Source organism: Halothiobacillus sp., from assembly GCF_028710545.1.
Classification (GTDB): Bacteria; Pseudomonadota; Gammaproteobacteria; order Halothiobacillales; family Halothiobacillaceae; genus Halothiobacillus.
This window is the reverse complement of the sequence record NZ_JAQTTX010000057.1, coordinates 1-14,424: the sequence shown is the minus strand read 5'-3', so window position 1 is coordinate 14,424 and position 14,424 is coordinate 1. Positions and strand designations below refer to the sequence as shown.

Below are 14,424 nucleotides of genomic sequence, written 5' to 3'. Positions count from 1 at the left end.
GTTCACACGCCCCAGCTCGCCGGTGCGCGCATCCAGATACCAGAATGCCGATAGCGCGAACAGTTTTGCTGCGGGTTCGACCAAGAGTTCAGGGCGCAGGGTGCTTCCCTCCCGGCGCCATTGCAGGCGCGCTGCACGATCTGCTCCACGTTTTAGTGGCGTATGGCTTTCCTCGATATACAGCCGCCCGGTGTCGCGCATTAAATCGAGCGCCATCTCGCCCAGGTCGTTTTCCAGCGAGAAGCCGCTGTAACCAAAACCGAAGGGCTGGTGGTTAATGAGGTGAAGAATAGTGAGGTCGGCTTGCTGGACGAAACGAGGCGGTTTGCGCAGCGCGCCATCAATGTTGTACCAGGCGTTCGCGGACTCCAGAATCAGCCCATCCTTGCCCACCCGCACTTTGTACAGATATACCTTTGCAAGCAGTTCTCTGCCAGAGGGCGGTCTAAGCAGGTAAACCAGCACTTCCTTCATGGCTCTGGCTGCATTGGTCGTGCTTTGCTGCCATTGATCCAGCCATGCCAGCGTTTCCGGGGGCACGCCCGGAATAGGGTGCTGATAATTCAACGCAGCGATGAGCGTAGCGGCGGCGTGCTTGCATTGGTAGCCGACAGGACAACTGCATTCCGCGTCGAAGAACACCTTGTCGCCCGTATCATGATAAAAATTGATATGAACATCGTACGGGGTTCTGGCTGTGCCCTGCACTTCCGCGTTGATATAGCTATTTTCCACGTGCAGTAGCCGAACGGCATTACGGATGTAAGGCTGGGCTTTTTTTATTTCATGCGCGCCAAAATAGTCGGTGATGTCGGCAAGGGTGAAGGGAAGATGGATCGGGCGAGTCATGTTTTGTGTATCGTGCAGTGGGTTATTGCGGAACAATGCCGGGTGTTGTTAAGCCCCTGTTCATGGGGTTTTCGAGGCGACATCATCCCGCAGAACTTAACAGTTTGTTGAATACTTGTGTAGCGCATCGCCCTGCATAGATGCCGGGCGTGCCGCGAAGGTAATGGAGCGTCCTTGATGCGATGGAGGGCTGGAGCTGAATGATTTTTTCGGCACATTACGTAAATGACTATTGTTCTCATTTGGTTTTGCATGCTACAGTCCTGCTCATCATTACAGTTTGCTTAATTAGGTTTGTTCCTAACCCCCGGTATAATGAGGTGATTAAACATGTTGACCCTCTCTCAGTTGTCTTCCCGGAGCGATAACCCCGCGATGCCTCATACATCCTCACACCACAGCCATGCGCCTGCGGCCAGTTTCGGCATTGGTTTGGCTGCGCGCGGTGCACGCGTGCGCGTGGTGGGTTTGACGGGCGAGCATCCGGCACTGGCCAAGCGTCTGGAAGGGATGGGTATCCATGCCGGAAGCGAACTGGAAATTCTACAACGTGAAGGCGGCGCGCTGATCGTGCGGATCGGCAGTTCGCGAGTCGCCTTGGGCGCGGGCATGGTGCACAAGATTATGGTCACCGCGCAGTCATGATTGAGGAACCCACGGTTACGCTGCTGGATTTCAAGCCCGGCGATGGTGGCGTGGTTAAAGGGTTTGCGCCAGGCAATGCCGATTACCGCCGCCGCCTGATGGCCATGGGTTTGACGCCCGGCACCCGTTTTACTGTTACGCGCTTGGCCCCTTTGGGTGATCCCATTCAGCTCAAGGTACGCAACTCCGCGCTGACGCTGCGTAAGGACGAGGCCCGATTGCTGCGAATCGAGCGTACCGAAGCGTCCTGACGTTCACTTTCGGGTTTGCGCTCCTGTTTATTTTCTTCCAGACATTAAGGGCGCGTTTCGCGCCGACATCTTTGTGAGTACATATGGCGACTTTCACCGTCGGTCTGATCGGCAATCCCAACTGCGGTAAAACGACACTGTTCAACGCCCTGACGGGTTTGCGGCAGAAGGTCGGCAACTGGCCGGGCGTGACGGTCGATCGCAAGATCGGCACGTTCGATGTCGGGGCCGATCGGGTCGAGTTGGTCGATTTGCCGGGCACCTATTCGCTGGACGCCGCTTCCAGCGCTTCTCTGGATGAAGCCATCGCCCGCGAATATGCCCTCTCCGGCGAGGCCGATGTCATCATCAATATTCTCGATGCCAGCAACCTGGAGCGCAACCTCTACCTCACCACGCAATTGCTGGAAATGCGCGTACCGCTGATCCTGGCGGTGAATATGCTCGATCTGGCTGAGGAAGCCGGTATTCATATTGATTTTGCAGCGATGGAACAGCGTATTGGTTGCCCGGTGGTGCCGATTACGGCAGCCAAGAAACAAGGCTTGGATGAACTCAAGCGTCGCCTGATCGAGCGCGCGTCCCGTTCCGATGAGCCGGGCATCAAGATCGAATATCCGCCGCTGATCGAAACCGCGCTGCACGACCTCAAACCCAAGATCGAGCCGGTGGCCGCCGCGCAGAACATTGATCCGCGCTGGATGGGTGTCAAATTACTGGAAAGCGACCGGCTCACCCTCGCGACCATCGACGAAAGCCTGCGTGCCGAGGTCGAAGCGGCTCAGGAAATGATTCGCGCCCATCTGGATGAAGAAGCCGACGTGTTCATCGCCGATGCACGGTACACCTTCATTCACCAGGTGACGCACGCCAGCGTGACACAGCGCGGGCAGTTACGCCGTTCCCTCACCGATCGCATCGATGCCATCGTGCTCAACCGTTTTCTCGGCATCCCGATCTTTCTGTTGATGATGTATCTGCTGTTCGTGATGAGCTTCAATGGCGGCAGCATCTTTCTCGATTTCTTCGATCAGGCCACACACACCATTTTCGTCAGCGGTTTTGCCCATGTGCTGCATCTGGTGCATGCGCCCGATTGGCTCGTCACGTTCCTCGCGACATCGGTTGGGGGCGCAATTCAGTTGGTATCCACCTTCATCGCGCCGATCGGGATGACGTTCCTGTTTCTCTCCTTGCTGGAAGATTCCGGTTATATGGCGCGCGCGGCTTTCGTGATGGACCGCTTCATGCGCAAGATCGGCCTGCCGGGCAAGGCCTTCGTGCCGATGATCGTCGGCTTCGGCTGCAACGTGCCTGCCGTAATGGCGACGCGCACACTGGAAGACCCGCGTGAACGCCTGATCTCCGCGCTCATGCAGCCGTTCATGTCCTGCAGTGCGCGCCTGGTGATCTACATGGCCTTCGTAGCCGTTTTTTTTCGCGAAAACGGCGGGCAAGTCGTGTTCGGCCTCTACGTGCTGGGAATCGTGCTGGCGATTCTCACCGCGCTGCTGCTGAAAAAAACCGCCCTGCGCGGCGAAGCGACCCCGTTTATCATGGAGTTGCCGACCTATCATGTGCCTACCCTGCGCGGTTTGTTGCTCACAACTTGGGAGCGGCTGTCGGTGTTTATATTGCGCGTGGGCAAGGTGATTATCGTGGCATCTGTCATCGTGACGCTGCTTTCGAGCTTCAGCACCAGCGGCAAGCCACTGGGCGAAGGCGAGGTGGGTGATTCGATTCTGGGTAGCATCGGTAAAACCATCACGCCGGTATTTCACCCGATGGGGATTACCGATGAAAACTGGCCGGCCGCGGTAGGCCTGCTCTCCGGTGTGGTCGTTAAGGAAATCGTGATGGGTACGCTCAACGGCGTGTATACCCGGATGGATGCCGGTGATGCCGCCAAGGCTGCGGCCAGTGCACCCAAGCCCCAAACCTTCGATTTCTGGGGTGGATTGGCCGCTGCGGTGCAAACGATTCCCGACAACGCCAAGGCGTTTGCCAAAGGCTTTTTCGACCCGCTGGGATTTGGCCAGGTCGAGCAGGCCCAGCAAAGCAACTTGCAGCAAGCGGCCGCACAGCAAGATCTGGATGCCACCACGCTGTCACGCATGGGCAGCTTGTTTACCACCTCGGCGGCGATTGCCTACCTGATTTTTATTCTGCTCTATATTCCGTGTGTGAACACGATGGCCGCGATTTACCGCGAGACCCGCAGCCGGGCGTGGACTGCTTTCTCGATTGTCTGGGGTATTGGCCTGGCCTATGGTTTGGCGGTACTGTTCTATCAGTTCGCCAATTTCAGCGCACACCCCATGCAATCGCTGGTTTGGTTGGTCGCGATACTGGCGGCGCTGATCGCCGTGATCGTCGCCCTCAAGCGCAATGGGCAGCGGCGCGCAAACGTTCCTCACTAAATCAAAATCGGAGGTGTGCGCCATGAACTCCTCGCGTTTACTCACCCCAAGCCGGCTTAAAGCGTACCTCAAGTACCGCGGCACCGCGCCACTGCGCGATGTACTGCTGCATTTTGACGCCGCTCCCAGCGCCGTTCTGCACCTGTTGGAATTCTGGCGCGAACGCGGACACATTCGGCAAATCGCGGTGACGCCATCTGTATGTGATAAAGGGTGTGGTGGCTGTGGCAGTGGTGATGCGTGCGCCCCGGACACGCACGAATACGATCTGATCGAATGGGTGGAGTCCAGCGCCTCGCCTGTCTGCTTTGATGTCTTGACCGATTATGACGAGGCTTGGAAGCCCGGCAGCCCGCATGGGGTTTAGTCCGCCAAGCGTGGGGATTTGAAATGCCCGTCGGCGGGCATTTGTTTCAGTCCCTGGGGTTGAACGGCATTGAGGCCTTCATTTCCGTATAAAAGTCTCGGGCTTCATTGGTTTTGGCTGGCGGCGTGTGAATCATCACGGTGACATAGTAATCCCCGCCAGCCAGACCGCGCCCGCGAACCCGCAAGCGGGAACCGGACTGCGAGCCGGCCGGAATGGTCATGCTGATCTTGCCGCCAGTGGGTGTCGGCACGGTGACCTTTTCACCCAGCGCCGCTTCCCACGGGGTGACCGGCAGGTTGTACAGCACATCATTGCCGTCCAGCGTAAACGGACTGTTGGGTTCCAGTTGGAATACAAGATACAAATCGCCCGCCGGCCCGCCATTCGCGCCCGAGCCACCCTGACCACTCAAACGCATTCGTTTGCCCGGTGTGCTGCCTTTGGGAATGGTGACCTTGAGCGTTTTGCGCCCCGTTTCAGGGTGATCGATAGTGACCGACTTGCTACCACCCTCGATCATTTCCTGAACGCTCAGAGGCAGAGACATTTCAAAATCAGGTCCGCGGGCTGCGCGCGTGCGACGACCGCCGTAAGTGGTACCCGTATCGTAACCGCCACCAAAAATACTGCTGAAAAAATCCGAAAAACCCGCGCCGCCGTACTGCCCGCCAAATTGACTGGGGTCAAAACCCGGCGGTGGGCGGAATTCCTCGCCCGCACGATAGTTTGAACCCAGCGTATCGTAACGTTGGCGTTTTTCTTCGTCGCCGAGTACATCGTAGGCTTCGTTGATTTCCTTGAATTTTTCTTCGGCGCCCGCCTCCTTGTTGCGGTCCGGATGGTATTTTTGCGCAGCCTTACGATAGGCTTTCTTGATTTCAGCCTGAGATGCGGTGCGTTCCACACCAAGCGTGGCGTAGTAATCTTGGAATTTCAATTCGATAACCTCAACGCTTCCATTTCACTAGAAAATAATTGTGTGGTTTATAGGTTGAATTTCAACTGCTCGACTGCTTGCTCGCGCGGTTAAAAATCGAAAGCGAAAAAAACCCGCCGGTTGGCGGGTTTGATCTTGCCACGAATGCTTCATCCGCATCAAAGTAAAGAATAAACTCAACGTTGGCGCGCTTTGAAGCGTGGGTTGGTTTTATTGATGACATACACCTTGCCGCGGCGACGTACAATCTGACAGTCTTTATGCCGAGTCTTGGCAGACTTCAGAGAAGATAAAATTTTCATAACAGCCTCAGCCTAATCGAAATTTCGAACCAAAATAGGTCGTGCAATTTATCCTAAATCCAGCGTGCCTGCAAGGGACATTCGACCATGTTAGCCCAAAGCCGTAATGTCCCCTTTGTCCAATTCTAAAATGTCCCCTTTTTTCCAAAGCTGAAATGTCCCCTTCTGAGTCGTCCTAGCGCGGGGCGGGTGTCCCTTGATGACGACGATTTCTCAGGTCTATTTCGCATGGTCGGCGGATGGGCGTTCGGTTTCGGTTCGATCAAGCACCCAGCCCTCAGGCGAGTAGGCCAGAACGAGGTGAACGGGCGTTCCCCGGATCGGGGCATACTTGGATATCGGGGCAGCAAGCCATGAATTCAGCCAGTTGACCAAGGGATTGATGAGCGGTGCTTGCATGATGGCACCACCGAACTGAAGTTGTGCCTGGGCTTGCCAATGGGGCTGTATCTGCTCGTGGCGATTTGTCAGCGGACCAAGTCCGGCGAACTGAGGTCCGAATGCCTTGCCGGTTATCTCCATGTTGCCCGTGGGTGTTTGCCAGCGCAAGGCGTCGAGGCGAATTTCGGCTGAGCGCAGGGAACTCAGTACGAGTGCCAGAAGCTGTCCGCTGGCTATTGCCTCCGAGTTGAACAGAAGGTGCCGACCCAGAACGGCAAAGTGTTCTGCAAAATCGGGATCGGCCGCATAAACGGCAAAGGCCAGTTGCCCGCCCCCGATGTGTCGGCCATCGAGCGAAAGTGCGTCCAGCGCACCGGAACCGATTACATCCCGCTGCCCGCCGGAAAAATCCGGCATCAACCGGATACGCCACTGGAAATGATCGATCAGGCCACTCTTTGACGAACCGAGTAACGTGGACGAGGAGATGGATGATTCGGTCGATGATGCCTGCGCGTGCGGGATCTTGCTCCAGCCGATTCGCCGGATATCGATGCCGAGCTCACCGTCTAGTCCACGCCAGAAGGCGTAATCGGCTTCGACGCGATGGTGCAGGCGGAGGTCAATCAAGGTTCGGCCGAACAGATAATGATGCGTCGGGGTGATCACCTGCCAGCCGGGCAGGTTCAGAGTGCCCTGCCAGGTGCGGCCCGATCCGTCGTAGATGAGTTGGTTGCCTTCGGTTTCGTTGCCAGCCCAGTTGAACCGGACCAGGCCGAGGCCTTCCACTTGGCCTGAGATCTCGATGGCGCGATCCGGCAAATTTCTGATCTGCACCGGGCTGCCTGGGTCCATCTGCATGGTGAAGGTCGCCCAGCCCCATTGTCTGCCCGCCGGACTCCCCCAGCCGAAAGGCCGGGGGAAAACCCGTACGTCGAGTACCACGGGCTCGGTCGCCCAGCCGGGTTGCCAGCGAAGCTGATAATGGCGCTGGAACAAGCTGCGTTCTTTACGTTCAAGCGTCCAGTTCGGGTGATCGGATACCCAGCTACTCAGAGATTTATCCAGCCGCACACCGGTCTGGTAAGGCAGCACATACAACCACAGGGCAATCAGCAACCCCAGCAATATCAGACCGCGCCAAAGCCATAACCTGCTTCGCCGCGGTGCGGCAGGCGTTTGTTCGGGCTTGGATGTCGTGCGCAGGGCGTTCATGCGGCAAGCATACCGTACAAACAAAAAGGATCGCTGAACGATCCTTTCTTTGTGACTATTCGCGCTTGCGAGGAAGGTTACGGCAGATCAAATACGATCAGATCACCACCGCGTGTGACAGCGGCCACCACATTGTTCTCGGTTCGCATCGGGTCGATCAATCCGCCGCTGACGCGCAGACGGCCTACGATGGCACCGGTTTGCGGGTCGAGCACATGTAGATAGCCTTCCTTGTCGCCAACCACGAGCTTGCCGTTGCTGAGTGCAGGCCCGGTGACACCACGATAAGCCAGAGCGGACTGACGCCAGAGCGGCTCGCCGGTACGGCGATCCAGCGCCCAGACGATGCCGTTGGCATCGGTAGCGTACAACGCGTGCTGATCGATGCTCATATCGGTGAAGCTGGAGAACTTGCGACTCCAGATGGTTTGTCCGCCCTTGGCATTGATGGCGGCAATCCGACCCTGATAAGTCGCGACATAAAAAACGGCATCCGCGAACAATGGCGTGGCATCGATATCCACCATGCGATCGATCTCGGTACGACCCATGGGCAGGGCCACCTGGTTTTTCCACAATGGGCGACCATCGGCCCGCGACAGGATCGCAAATTCGCCATCGTCGTAACCGACGGCAATCGCGTCCGGGAACAGCAGGGCACGGCTTTGTCCCTGAAGCGTCATCACGGGTTCGTTATGGCTGACAGACCAGACGGTGCTGCCGTCTTTGGCATCCAGCAGCGTCACGCTGCCGTCTTTCGAGCGAACGACCACATTGGTGTCGCCCACCGAGGGTGCTGCTTCGACTGCGGTCGATACCGTTGCCTGCCAGAGTGTTTTGCCGCTATCCGTGCTCAGCGCGACCACTTTGCCGGTATCCGAGCCGAACACCACCATCGCATCGTTGGCGCCGCCGCCAACACTGATCGGCATGTTCAGTTCGGCTTCCCACAGCCGTTTGCCGGATTTGAGGTTGTAGGCATAAACATCGCCCTTGGCATCGGCAACGATCACTCGATCGCCGGATTCAACCGGGGCAATTCGCAGCAGATCATCTTTTTGATCACTGCCCGCGCTCGCTTCCCACAGGATTTTGGGCGGGAACTTGTTGTCGATTTGTGTCAAGGGCGTCGGCTTGACCAGTTCCCGCGTGGACGAACACCCGGCGAGCACACCGATGGCAAGGGGGAGAATCAGCAGGCGCGCGGCGTGCTTGAACACATTTGATGAAGTCATGATCACGATTTCTCCTTGCCGGATGCAGTCGGTGCGGAAGTGGCGACAGAGGCTGCCGGCAGGTTGTCCAGCTTGATTTGCACCATGGTATTTGCCGAATCCGGGGACTTGAGTACCTGTTCGTAGGCGGCGCGGGCAGCAGCCCAGTTTTTCTGGCTGGCCTGAATGTCGCCCGTCAATTCGGTGAACATGGATTCATAGGCCTTGGGCGGGGTTTTGGCTTTCAGTGTGGCCAGTGCCTGTTCCGGCTTGTTTTGCGCCCATTGAACCCGTGCCAGACGAAGCTGGGCCAGTGCGGCGAGTGCAGGTTGTTTGGCGTGCTGCATGGCGTCATTCAGGTAGATGGCTGCCTTGGCCGGGTCGTTTTGCGACATGGCTTCATGCGCGCCGATCATCAGGGCCAGTGTGGCGTATACCGAACCCTGATCGGATCCGGCGAGCTTGCGTGCGGCTTCCATGGCCTGTTTCGGCTGATTGGCGGCACTCAACTGCTCGATCTGATGAAAGGCGATGGCGGCCGCTGTCTGCTTTTTCGCCTGCCAGCTTTGCCAGCCCGTCCAGGCGACCAGGGCAGCCAGGCCAAGGATGATGCCGGCGATGATGGTCTTGCCATATTGCGTCCAGAATTCGCGGAGTTTATCGAGTTGTTCGTCGTCAGTTGCAGTCACGGCTCATTACCTTATTCGTGGTTCATGGGTGCGATTCTGATTCAAAATCGCCAAGATCGAGGTTGTTGGATTGTCAGATCATACAGATTATGTTGCCAGTCTGTCCGCAGCCAGTTCGGCGCGAAGCAAGGCCATTGCCGCAGCCGGTTCCAGCGGGGCTTCAGGGATGGGTTCGAGCGGTGCATTTTGACGCAACGACTTCACGCGCCACGAGTCGGCTGCCGCCGTGTCCTCGATGATAACCGCGAATCGGGCACCGCTGCGATCGGCCCGCTTGAGCTGATTTTTCAGCGCGCCGCCATCCAGCGCGCATTGAATACGCAGATCGGGCAATGCGCGCCGCAAGCCTTCTGCTGCCGCAAGGGCAGCACCCTTGGCGGAAGGCTCCGGCCAAAGCACGTAAATGTCGGCGGTGGTTTCATCATCAGCCTGTCCGATGAGCTCGATCAGGCGTTCCAGACCCATCGCGAACCCGGCAGCAGGGGTTGCCTTGCCGCCCAGCTGCGCGACCAGACCGTCATAGCGTCCACCTGCACAGATCGTGCCCTGGGCGCCGAGTGATTCGGTCACCCATTCGAAGACGGTCCGGTTGTAGTAATCCAGCCCGCGCACCAGTCGGGGATTGACGACGAACGACACGCCTGCTGCGGTCAGCAAGTGCTGGACTTCGGCAAAGTTCTCGCGGTCGGCCTCGTCGAGATAGTCCGCAAGCGCCGGGGCATGGGCAACCACCGCCTGCACGGCGGGGTTTTTGCTGTCCAGAATCCGCAGGGGATTGGTTTCCAGGCGGGCGCGGGCTTCCTCGTCAAGGTCGTCGGCATGACTTTTGAGGTACTCGATCAGTACCGCACGGTGGGCGGCGCGTGCGTCGCTGCTGCCCAGGGTATTGATTTGCAGTTGAACGTCGATGATGCCGAGCTGCTGCCAGATACGCGCTGCCATCAGCATGAGCTCGACATCCAGCTCCGCGCCGTTCACGCCGAAGGCTTCGACGCCGAACTGGTGGAATTGTCGGTAGCGGCCTTTTTGCGGGCGCTCATGGCGAAACATCGGGCCGATGTACCAGAGCTTGCGTTGCTGGTTGTGAATCAGGCCATGTTCCAGACAGGCGCGCACGCAACTGGCGGTGCCTTCAGGTCGCAAGGTGAGCGAGTCGCCATTGCGGTCGTCGAAGGTATACATTTCCTTTTCGACGATGTCGGTGACTTCGCCGATTCCGCGGGAAAACAACGCCGTCTGTTCCACGATCGGCATCCGGATTTCCTGATAACCGTATTGGCGGGCGGTCTGGCTCAGCGTTGATTCCAGCCGGGACCAGCCGGGTGTCTGACCGGGCAATACATCGTGCATGCCGCGCAGGGTTTTAATGGTTTTGCTCATCGAGTAATCGGGCTTTAATAATCGTGCTTTGAAAAGTCAGGTTGGGTTCGATTCCGCGGCCTTGTTGGCGGCGATGCGTTCGCGAATGGCGCGCTCCACGCCATCCACCAGTTCCGCTTCGGTCAGTTTCCCAACCGGTTTGCCGTTGATGTACAACAGATTGGGTTGGCCGCCGGTCAGGCCAATGGCCGCTTCGCGCGCTTCGCCCGGCCCGTTGACCACGCAGCCGATGACGGCGACATCCATCGCGGTGTCGATGTCTTCAAGTCGGCCTTCCAGTGCATTGACGGCACGGATGACGTCGAATTCCTGCCGTGAGCAGGAAGGGCAGGCAATGAGGTTGATACCGCGGTTGCGCAGGCGCAGGGATTTGAGAATATCCCAACCCACCTTGATTTCTTCGACCGGGTCGGCGGCCAGCGAAATGCGGATCGTGTCGCCAATCCCCTCGGCCAGCAACATACCCAGGCCCACCGCCGATTTGACGGCTCCGGAACGCAGCCCGCCCGCTTCGGTAATACCCAGATGCAGCGGTTGTTCGATCTGCCCGGCCAGTTGACGGTAGGCGAGCACGGTCATCCAGACATCGGATGCCTTGAGCGATACCTTGAAGTCGGGGTAATCGAGTCGATCGAGAATGTCGATGTGGCGCATGGCCGATTCGACCATCGCTTCCGGGGTGGGCTCGCCGTATTTCTGTTGCAGGTCCTTTTCCAGCGAGCCGGCATTGACGCCGATACGCAGCGGGATACCTTTGTCGCGCGCGCAATCGATCACGGCGCGAACGCGATCTTCCCGACCGATGTTGCCGGGGTTGATTCGCAGGCAATCCGCGCCCAGTTCGGCCACGCGCAAGGCGATGCGGTAATCGAAATGGATGTCGGTAACGAGCGGAATGCTGACCTGCTTGCGGATTGCGCCAAAGGCTTCGGCGGCCTCCATGGTCGGAACGGATACGCGCACCAGATCGGCCCCGGCTTTCTGCAATGCCTGAATTTGCGCCACAGTAGCCGCCACATCACAGGTTTCGGTATTGGTCATGCTTTGCACGGCCACGGGCGCATCACCACCAATCGGCACATTGCCGACGAATATCTTGCGAGAAAGCCTGCGTATCGTAGGCGATGCAATGTGGCTCATGAGCCGCCCACCGTTGTTCGGACAACCCCTGTGGTGCTGTTGGCTGTGCCCAACTTGACCGGTTCTCCCTTCCATAGCACCGTGACCGCGCTGGGGTTGCCAAGTGTGATGGTGAATGGCCCGGCGCCAGGAATGGTTTTTTCCTCTCCTTTCTTGAGGACGTCGTACACCAGTCTTTTACCTGCCGCGTCGCGCACTTCAACCCAGCAATCGGCCGAATCGACCTTGATGACCAGATTCGCGCTGGGCGTGGCTGCGGGTGCAGTTTGTTCGGTTGGCGTCACATCGGCAGGTGCTGGCGGTGCCCCGTCTGCGGGTGCGACATCCGGTGTCGTGGGTTCTGTTCCACTCGACGTCATCGGTGTCGGCGTACCGCCTGGCGCTGTGCTTGCTGCATCAGGCGTTATCGGGCTTGCCGACGGGGTCGTCATGGGGGGCGGGGGCGGGGCCACGTTGGTGGTCGTGGTTTCGGGTGTTATTTCTGGCGCTGTTTTGGTCGTTGCCGCAGGCGTATTGAGCGCAGGCAGGGGCTGGACGGGTAAACTGACGGTGCTACCGGACGCTCCGCCATTCAGCGTGAGGGGTGTCTGTTCAGGCTTCCCTGAAAGCAGGCCGAGCCCTTTCTGCCACACACCCGGCAAGGCGACGGCGATCACGGCCAGTACGACGGCCAAGACGATCAAAAACAGCAGAATGCGCAAAAAACCCCGACCCACCGTGTTTGGATGAGTGGCATGTACCGCATGCCCCATTTTATGGGCTGTTACTACATCAATTGGTGCCATCGAGCCGATTTTGTTCGGGGCAACGCTGCCGCCATGTTGCAGTTGATAGGCTTGCAACCACACCTGAGGATCCGCGCCGACGAGCCCCGCCCAGTGTTTGAGATAGGCGCGTACATAGATGGGCTCCGGCGCGCCTTCGAACTGGTCGGCTTCCAGTCGCTCGACAATTTTGAGATCCAGATTCAGCGATTGGGCCAGATCGGCGGCACTCAGGCCCTTGGCGGTTCGGGCTTCCCGAATCAACGCGCCGAGACTTTTGCCTGCGGCCACATCGAATGACGTGGTCTCTGCCGACGGGGTTGCCTCGGTGGCTTGCTGTTTCAGCCCGAGTGTCGGTAGGCTGGGTTCGTGGTTTTTGATCGGACCTTCACTCATTATTTCGCTCCGCTGTCGTACCATTTTGCAGCCGCCGATTCCGGGAAACGGCCTTTGAGAATCAGGACGTGGTTCGCGAGGGCGGACTGATCGCCAGTGGCGCGGTCAATCCGGATGGCCAGTTGCAGCGTGTCGGGCGTATTGCGGTTGTTGGCCTCAAACGCTTTCATTGCATTGGCGGCGTCGGCGTATTTTTTCTGTTCGTAATATACCCGCGCCTTGCCGATCAGTGCAGGGCCATATCCGGGCTGTTTGACCAGCGCCGCGTCGAACTGACTGATGGCCTGGTCCGGTTTGCCCTCGCTTTCGTAACAGACGCCTGAGTTGGTCAGCGCGAATTCGGGGGTTTTGTAGAGGGGGTCGCCGTAGGCGCGGGCAAACAGCGACTGAGCTTTGCTGTATTCCTTCTGTCCGCACAGGAATGTGGCGTAGTTGTTATCGAGATCGGAATTGTTCGGATCAAGCGAGTAGGCCTTTTCGAACTCTCTGGCGGCCTTTTCTTTCTCGCCCAGGCGATCGAGCATGAGCGCGTAGGCATGATGCGCCGGTGCGAAGTCATCGTCGTAGTAAATCGCTTTCTTGATTTTTTCGACGGCCACATCCATGTGTCCTTCGTTCATGTAGCCGACGCCAAGTTCGGTGTTGATCTGAGCGGCGCGCTGATTGTCCGTCGGGTTGGACGACAGGCCGCCATTGCTCGGCGGCGTATTGGCCATGTTGGCGCAGCCGCCGAGCAGGGCAATGGTCGCTGCCACCAGTGCGGCGCGCATCATGCTGGACAATGGGCCAAAGGATAGGCGAGGGCTAAGGGTGGGCATACGCTGATTCATCAATGATTCTCCGAGGTGACCCTGATCTGTTCCAGACCCATGTGCGCGAGCCGTTCCTGGCGCCGCGCCTTATCTTCAAATTCTCCGACCAGTTGGCCGCAGGCCGCATCAATGTCGTCGCCGCGCGTCTTGCGGGGCACGGTGTTGATGCCTGCCGCCTTCAGCAAGGCGCGGAACCGTTCGATGCGATTACGCGATGAACGCTTGTACCCCGAACTCGGAAACGGGTTGAAGGGAATCAGGTTTACCTTGACGGCATCCTTGCGCGGTGCCAGCAAACGGATCATCTCTTCTGCATGCACCGGTTCATCGTTCACGCCTTCGAGCATCACGTATTCATAAATGATGGCGCCGTGCGGCACGACCTTGGCGTAACGGTCGCAGGCGGCCATCAGATCACCGAGCGGGTATTTCTGGTTGATCGGTACCAGTACATCACGCAGCGCGTCGTTCGGCGCATGCAGCGAAATCGCCAATGCCACCGGCAGGCGTTCGGCCAGCCGATCAATCGCCGGGATGATACCCGAAGTGGAGATCGTCACCCGTCGCCGCGACAGGCCATAGGCGTTGTCGTCGAGCATGATCGTGGCCGCATCAACCACCGATTCGAAGTTGAGCAGGGGCTCGCCCATGCCCATGAA

Annotated in this window: 15 protein-coding genes; 4 read left to right on the top strand and 11 right to left on the bottom strand. The window is 58.3% G+C overall.

Annotated features, from left to right (window positions below; all coding sequences use genetic code 11):
- On the bottom strand, positions 1–849 hold an 849-nt coding region (locus PHD44_RS10770), incomplete at its 3' end, for an SWIM zinc finger family protein (protein ID WP_300191477.1).
- A 330-nt stretch (positions 850–1,179) separates the two neighbouring features.
- Between PHD44_RS10770 and PHD44_RS10765 the strand changes: the two genes are divergently transcribed.
- The 4 genes from PHD44_RS10765 to PHD44_RS10750 all read left to right on the top strand — a co-directional run bounded on the left by PHD44_RS10765 (position 1,180) and on the right by PHD44_RS10750 (position 4,532).
- Positions 1,180–1,494, top strand: coding sequence for a FeoA family protein (locus PHD44_RS10765; protein WP_300191475.1), 315 nt, complete (start codon positions 1,180–1,182; stop codon positions 1,492–1,494).
- Positions 1,491–1,745: a FeoA family protein gene (locus PHD44_RS10760; protein ID WP_300191473.1), complete on the top strand. Its 255-nt coding sequence runs from the start codon at positions 1,491–1,493 to the stop codon at positions 1,743–1,745. The genes PHD44_RS10765 and PHD44_RS10760 overlap by 4 nt, the downstream gene beginning before the upstream one ends.
- Before the next feature lie 83 nt (positions 1,746–1,828).
- Positions 1,829–4,165 (top strand): Fe(2+) transporter permease subunit FeoB, encoded by a 2,337-nt coding sequence (gene feoB / locus PHD44_RS10755; RefSeq protein ID WP_300191470.1) that lies wholly within the window; start codon positions 1,829–1,831, stop codon positions 4,163–4,165.
- Positions 4,166–4,187: 22 nt separating this feature from the next.
- The gene (locus PHD44_RS10750) at positions 4,188–4,532 is read left to right on the top strand and encodes a FeoC-like transcriptional regulator (RefSeq protein ID WP_300191468.1); all 345 of its coding nucleotides are present in this window, start codon (positions 4,188–4,190) and stop codon (positions 4,530–4,532) included.
- 46 nt (positions 4,533–4,578) lie between these two features.
- On the opposite strand, the gene PHD44_RS10745 is transcribed toward PHD44_RS10750, so the two are convergent.
- The 10 genes from PHD44_RS10745 to PHD44_RS10700 all read right to left on the bottom strand — a co-directional run.
- Positions 4,579–5,472, bottom strand: a complete 894-nt coding sequence (locus PHD44_RS10745) for a DnaJ C-terminal domain-containing protein (protein ID WP_300191465.1) — start codon at positions 5,470–5,472, stop codon at positions 4,579–4,581.
- A gap of 176 nt (positions 5,473–5,648) precedes the next feature.
- Positions 5,649–5,774, bottom strand: coding sequence for a type B 50S ribosomal protein L36 (gene ykgO / locus PHD44_RS10740; RefSeq protein ID WP_012823010.1), 126 nt, complete (start codon positions 5,772–5,774; stop codon positions 5,649–5,651).
- Between the two features lie 219 nt (positions 5,775–5,993).
- Positions 5,994–7,370, bottom strand: a complete 1,377-nt coding sequence (locus tag PHD44_RS10735) for a hypothetical protein (RefSeq protein WP_300191462.1) — start codon at positions 7,368–7,370, stop codon at positions 5,994–5,996.
- Positions 7,371–7,447: 77 nt separating this feature from the next.
- Positions 7,448–8,605, bottom strand: a complete 1,158-nt coding sequence (bamB, locus tag PHD44_RS10730) for an outer membrane protein assembly factor BamB (RefSeq protein WP_300191459.1) — start codon at positions 8,603–8,605, stop codon at positions 7,448–7,450.
- Positions 8,606–8,607: 2 nt separating this feature from the next.
- Complete coding sequence (locus PHD44_RS10725; RefSeq protein ID WP_300191457.1) at positions 8,608–9,273, bottom strand: tetratricopeptide repeat protein; 666 nt, start codon at positions 9,271–9,273, stop codon at positions 8,608–8,610.
- 87 nt (positions 9,274–9,360) lie between these two features.
- Entirely contained in the window at positions 9,361–10,653 is a 1,293-nt protein-coding gene (gene hisS / locus PHD44_RS10720; protein ID WP_300191454.1) for a histidine--tRNA ligase, read from the bottom strand.
- 36 nt (positions 10,654–10,689) lie between these two features.
- Positions 10,690–11,793, bottom strand: coding sequence for a flavodoxin-dependent (E)-4-hydroxy-3-methylbut-2-enyl-diphosphate synthase (gene ispG / locus PHD44_RS10715; RefSeq protein WP_300191453.1), 1,104 nt, complete (start codon positions 11,791–11,793; stop codon positions 10,690–10,692).
- Positions 11,790–12,953, bottom strand: a complete 1,164-nt coding sequence (locus PHD44_RS10710) for a RodZ domain-containing protein (RefSeq protein WP_300191451.1) — start codon at positions 12,951–12,953, stop codon at positions 11,790–11,792. The genes ispG and PHD44_RS10710 overlap by 4 nt, the downstream gene beginning before the upstream one ends.
- Positions 12,953–13,771 (bottom strand): type IV pilus biogenesis/stability protein PilW, encoded by an 819-nt coding sequence (pilW, locus tag PHD44_RS10705; RefSeq protein WP_300191449.1) that lies wholly within the window; start codon positions 13,769–13,771, stop codon positions 12,953–12,955. Before pilW ends, PHD44_RS10710 begins: the two co-directional genes overlap by 1 nt.
- A gap of 11 nt (positions 13,772–13,782) precedes the next feature.
- Positions 13,783–14,424 (bottom strand): radical SAM protein (locus PHD44_RS10700; RefSeq protein WP_300191446.1); only part of this gene is annotated, 642 nt, incomplete at its 5' end.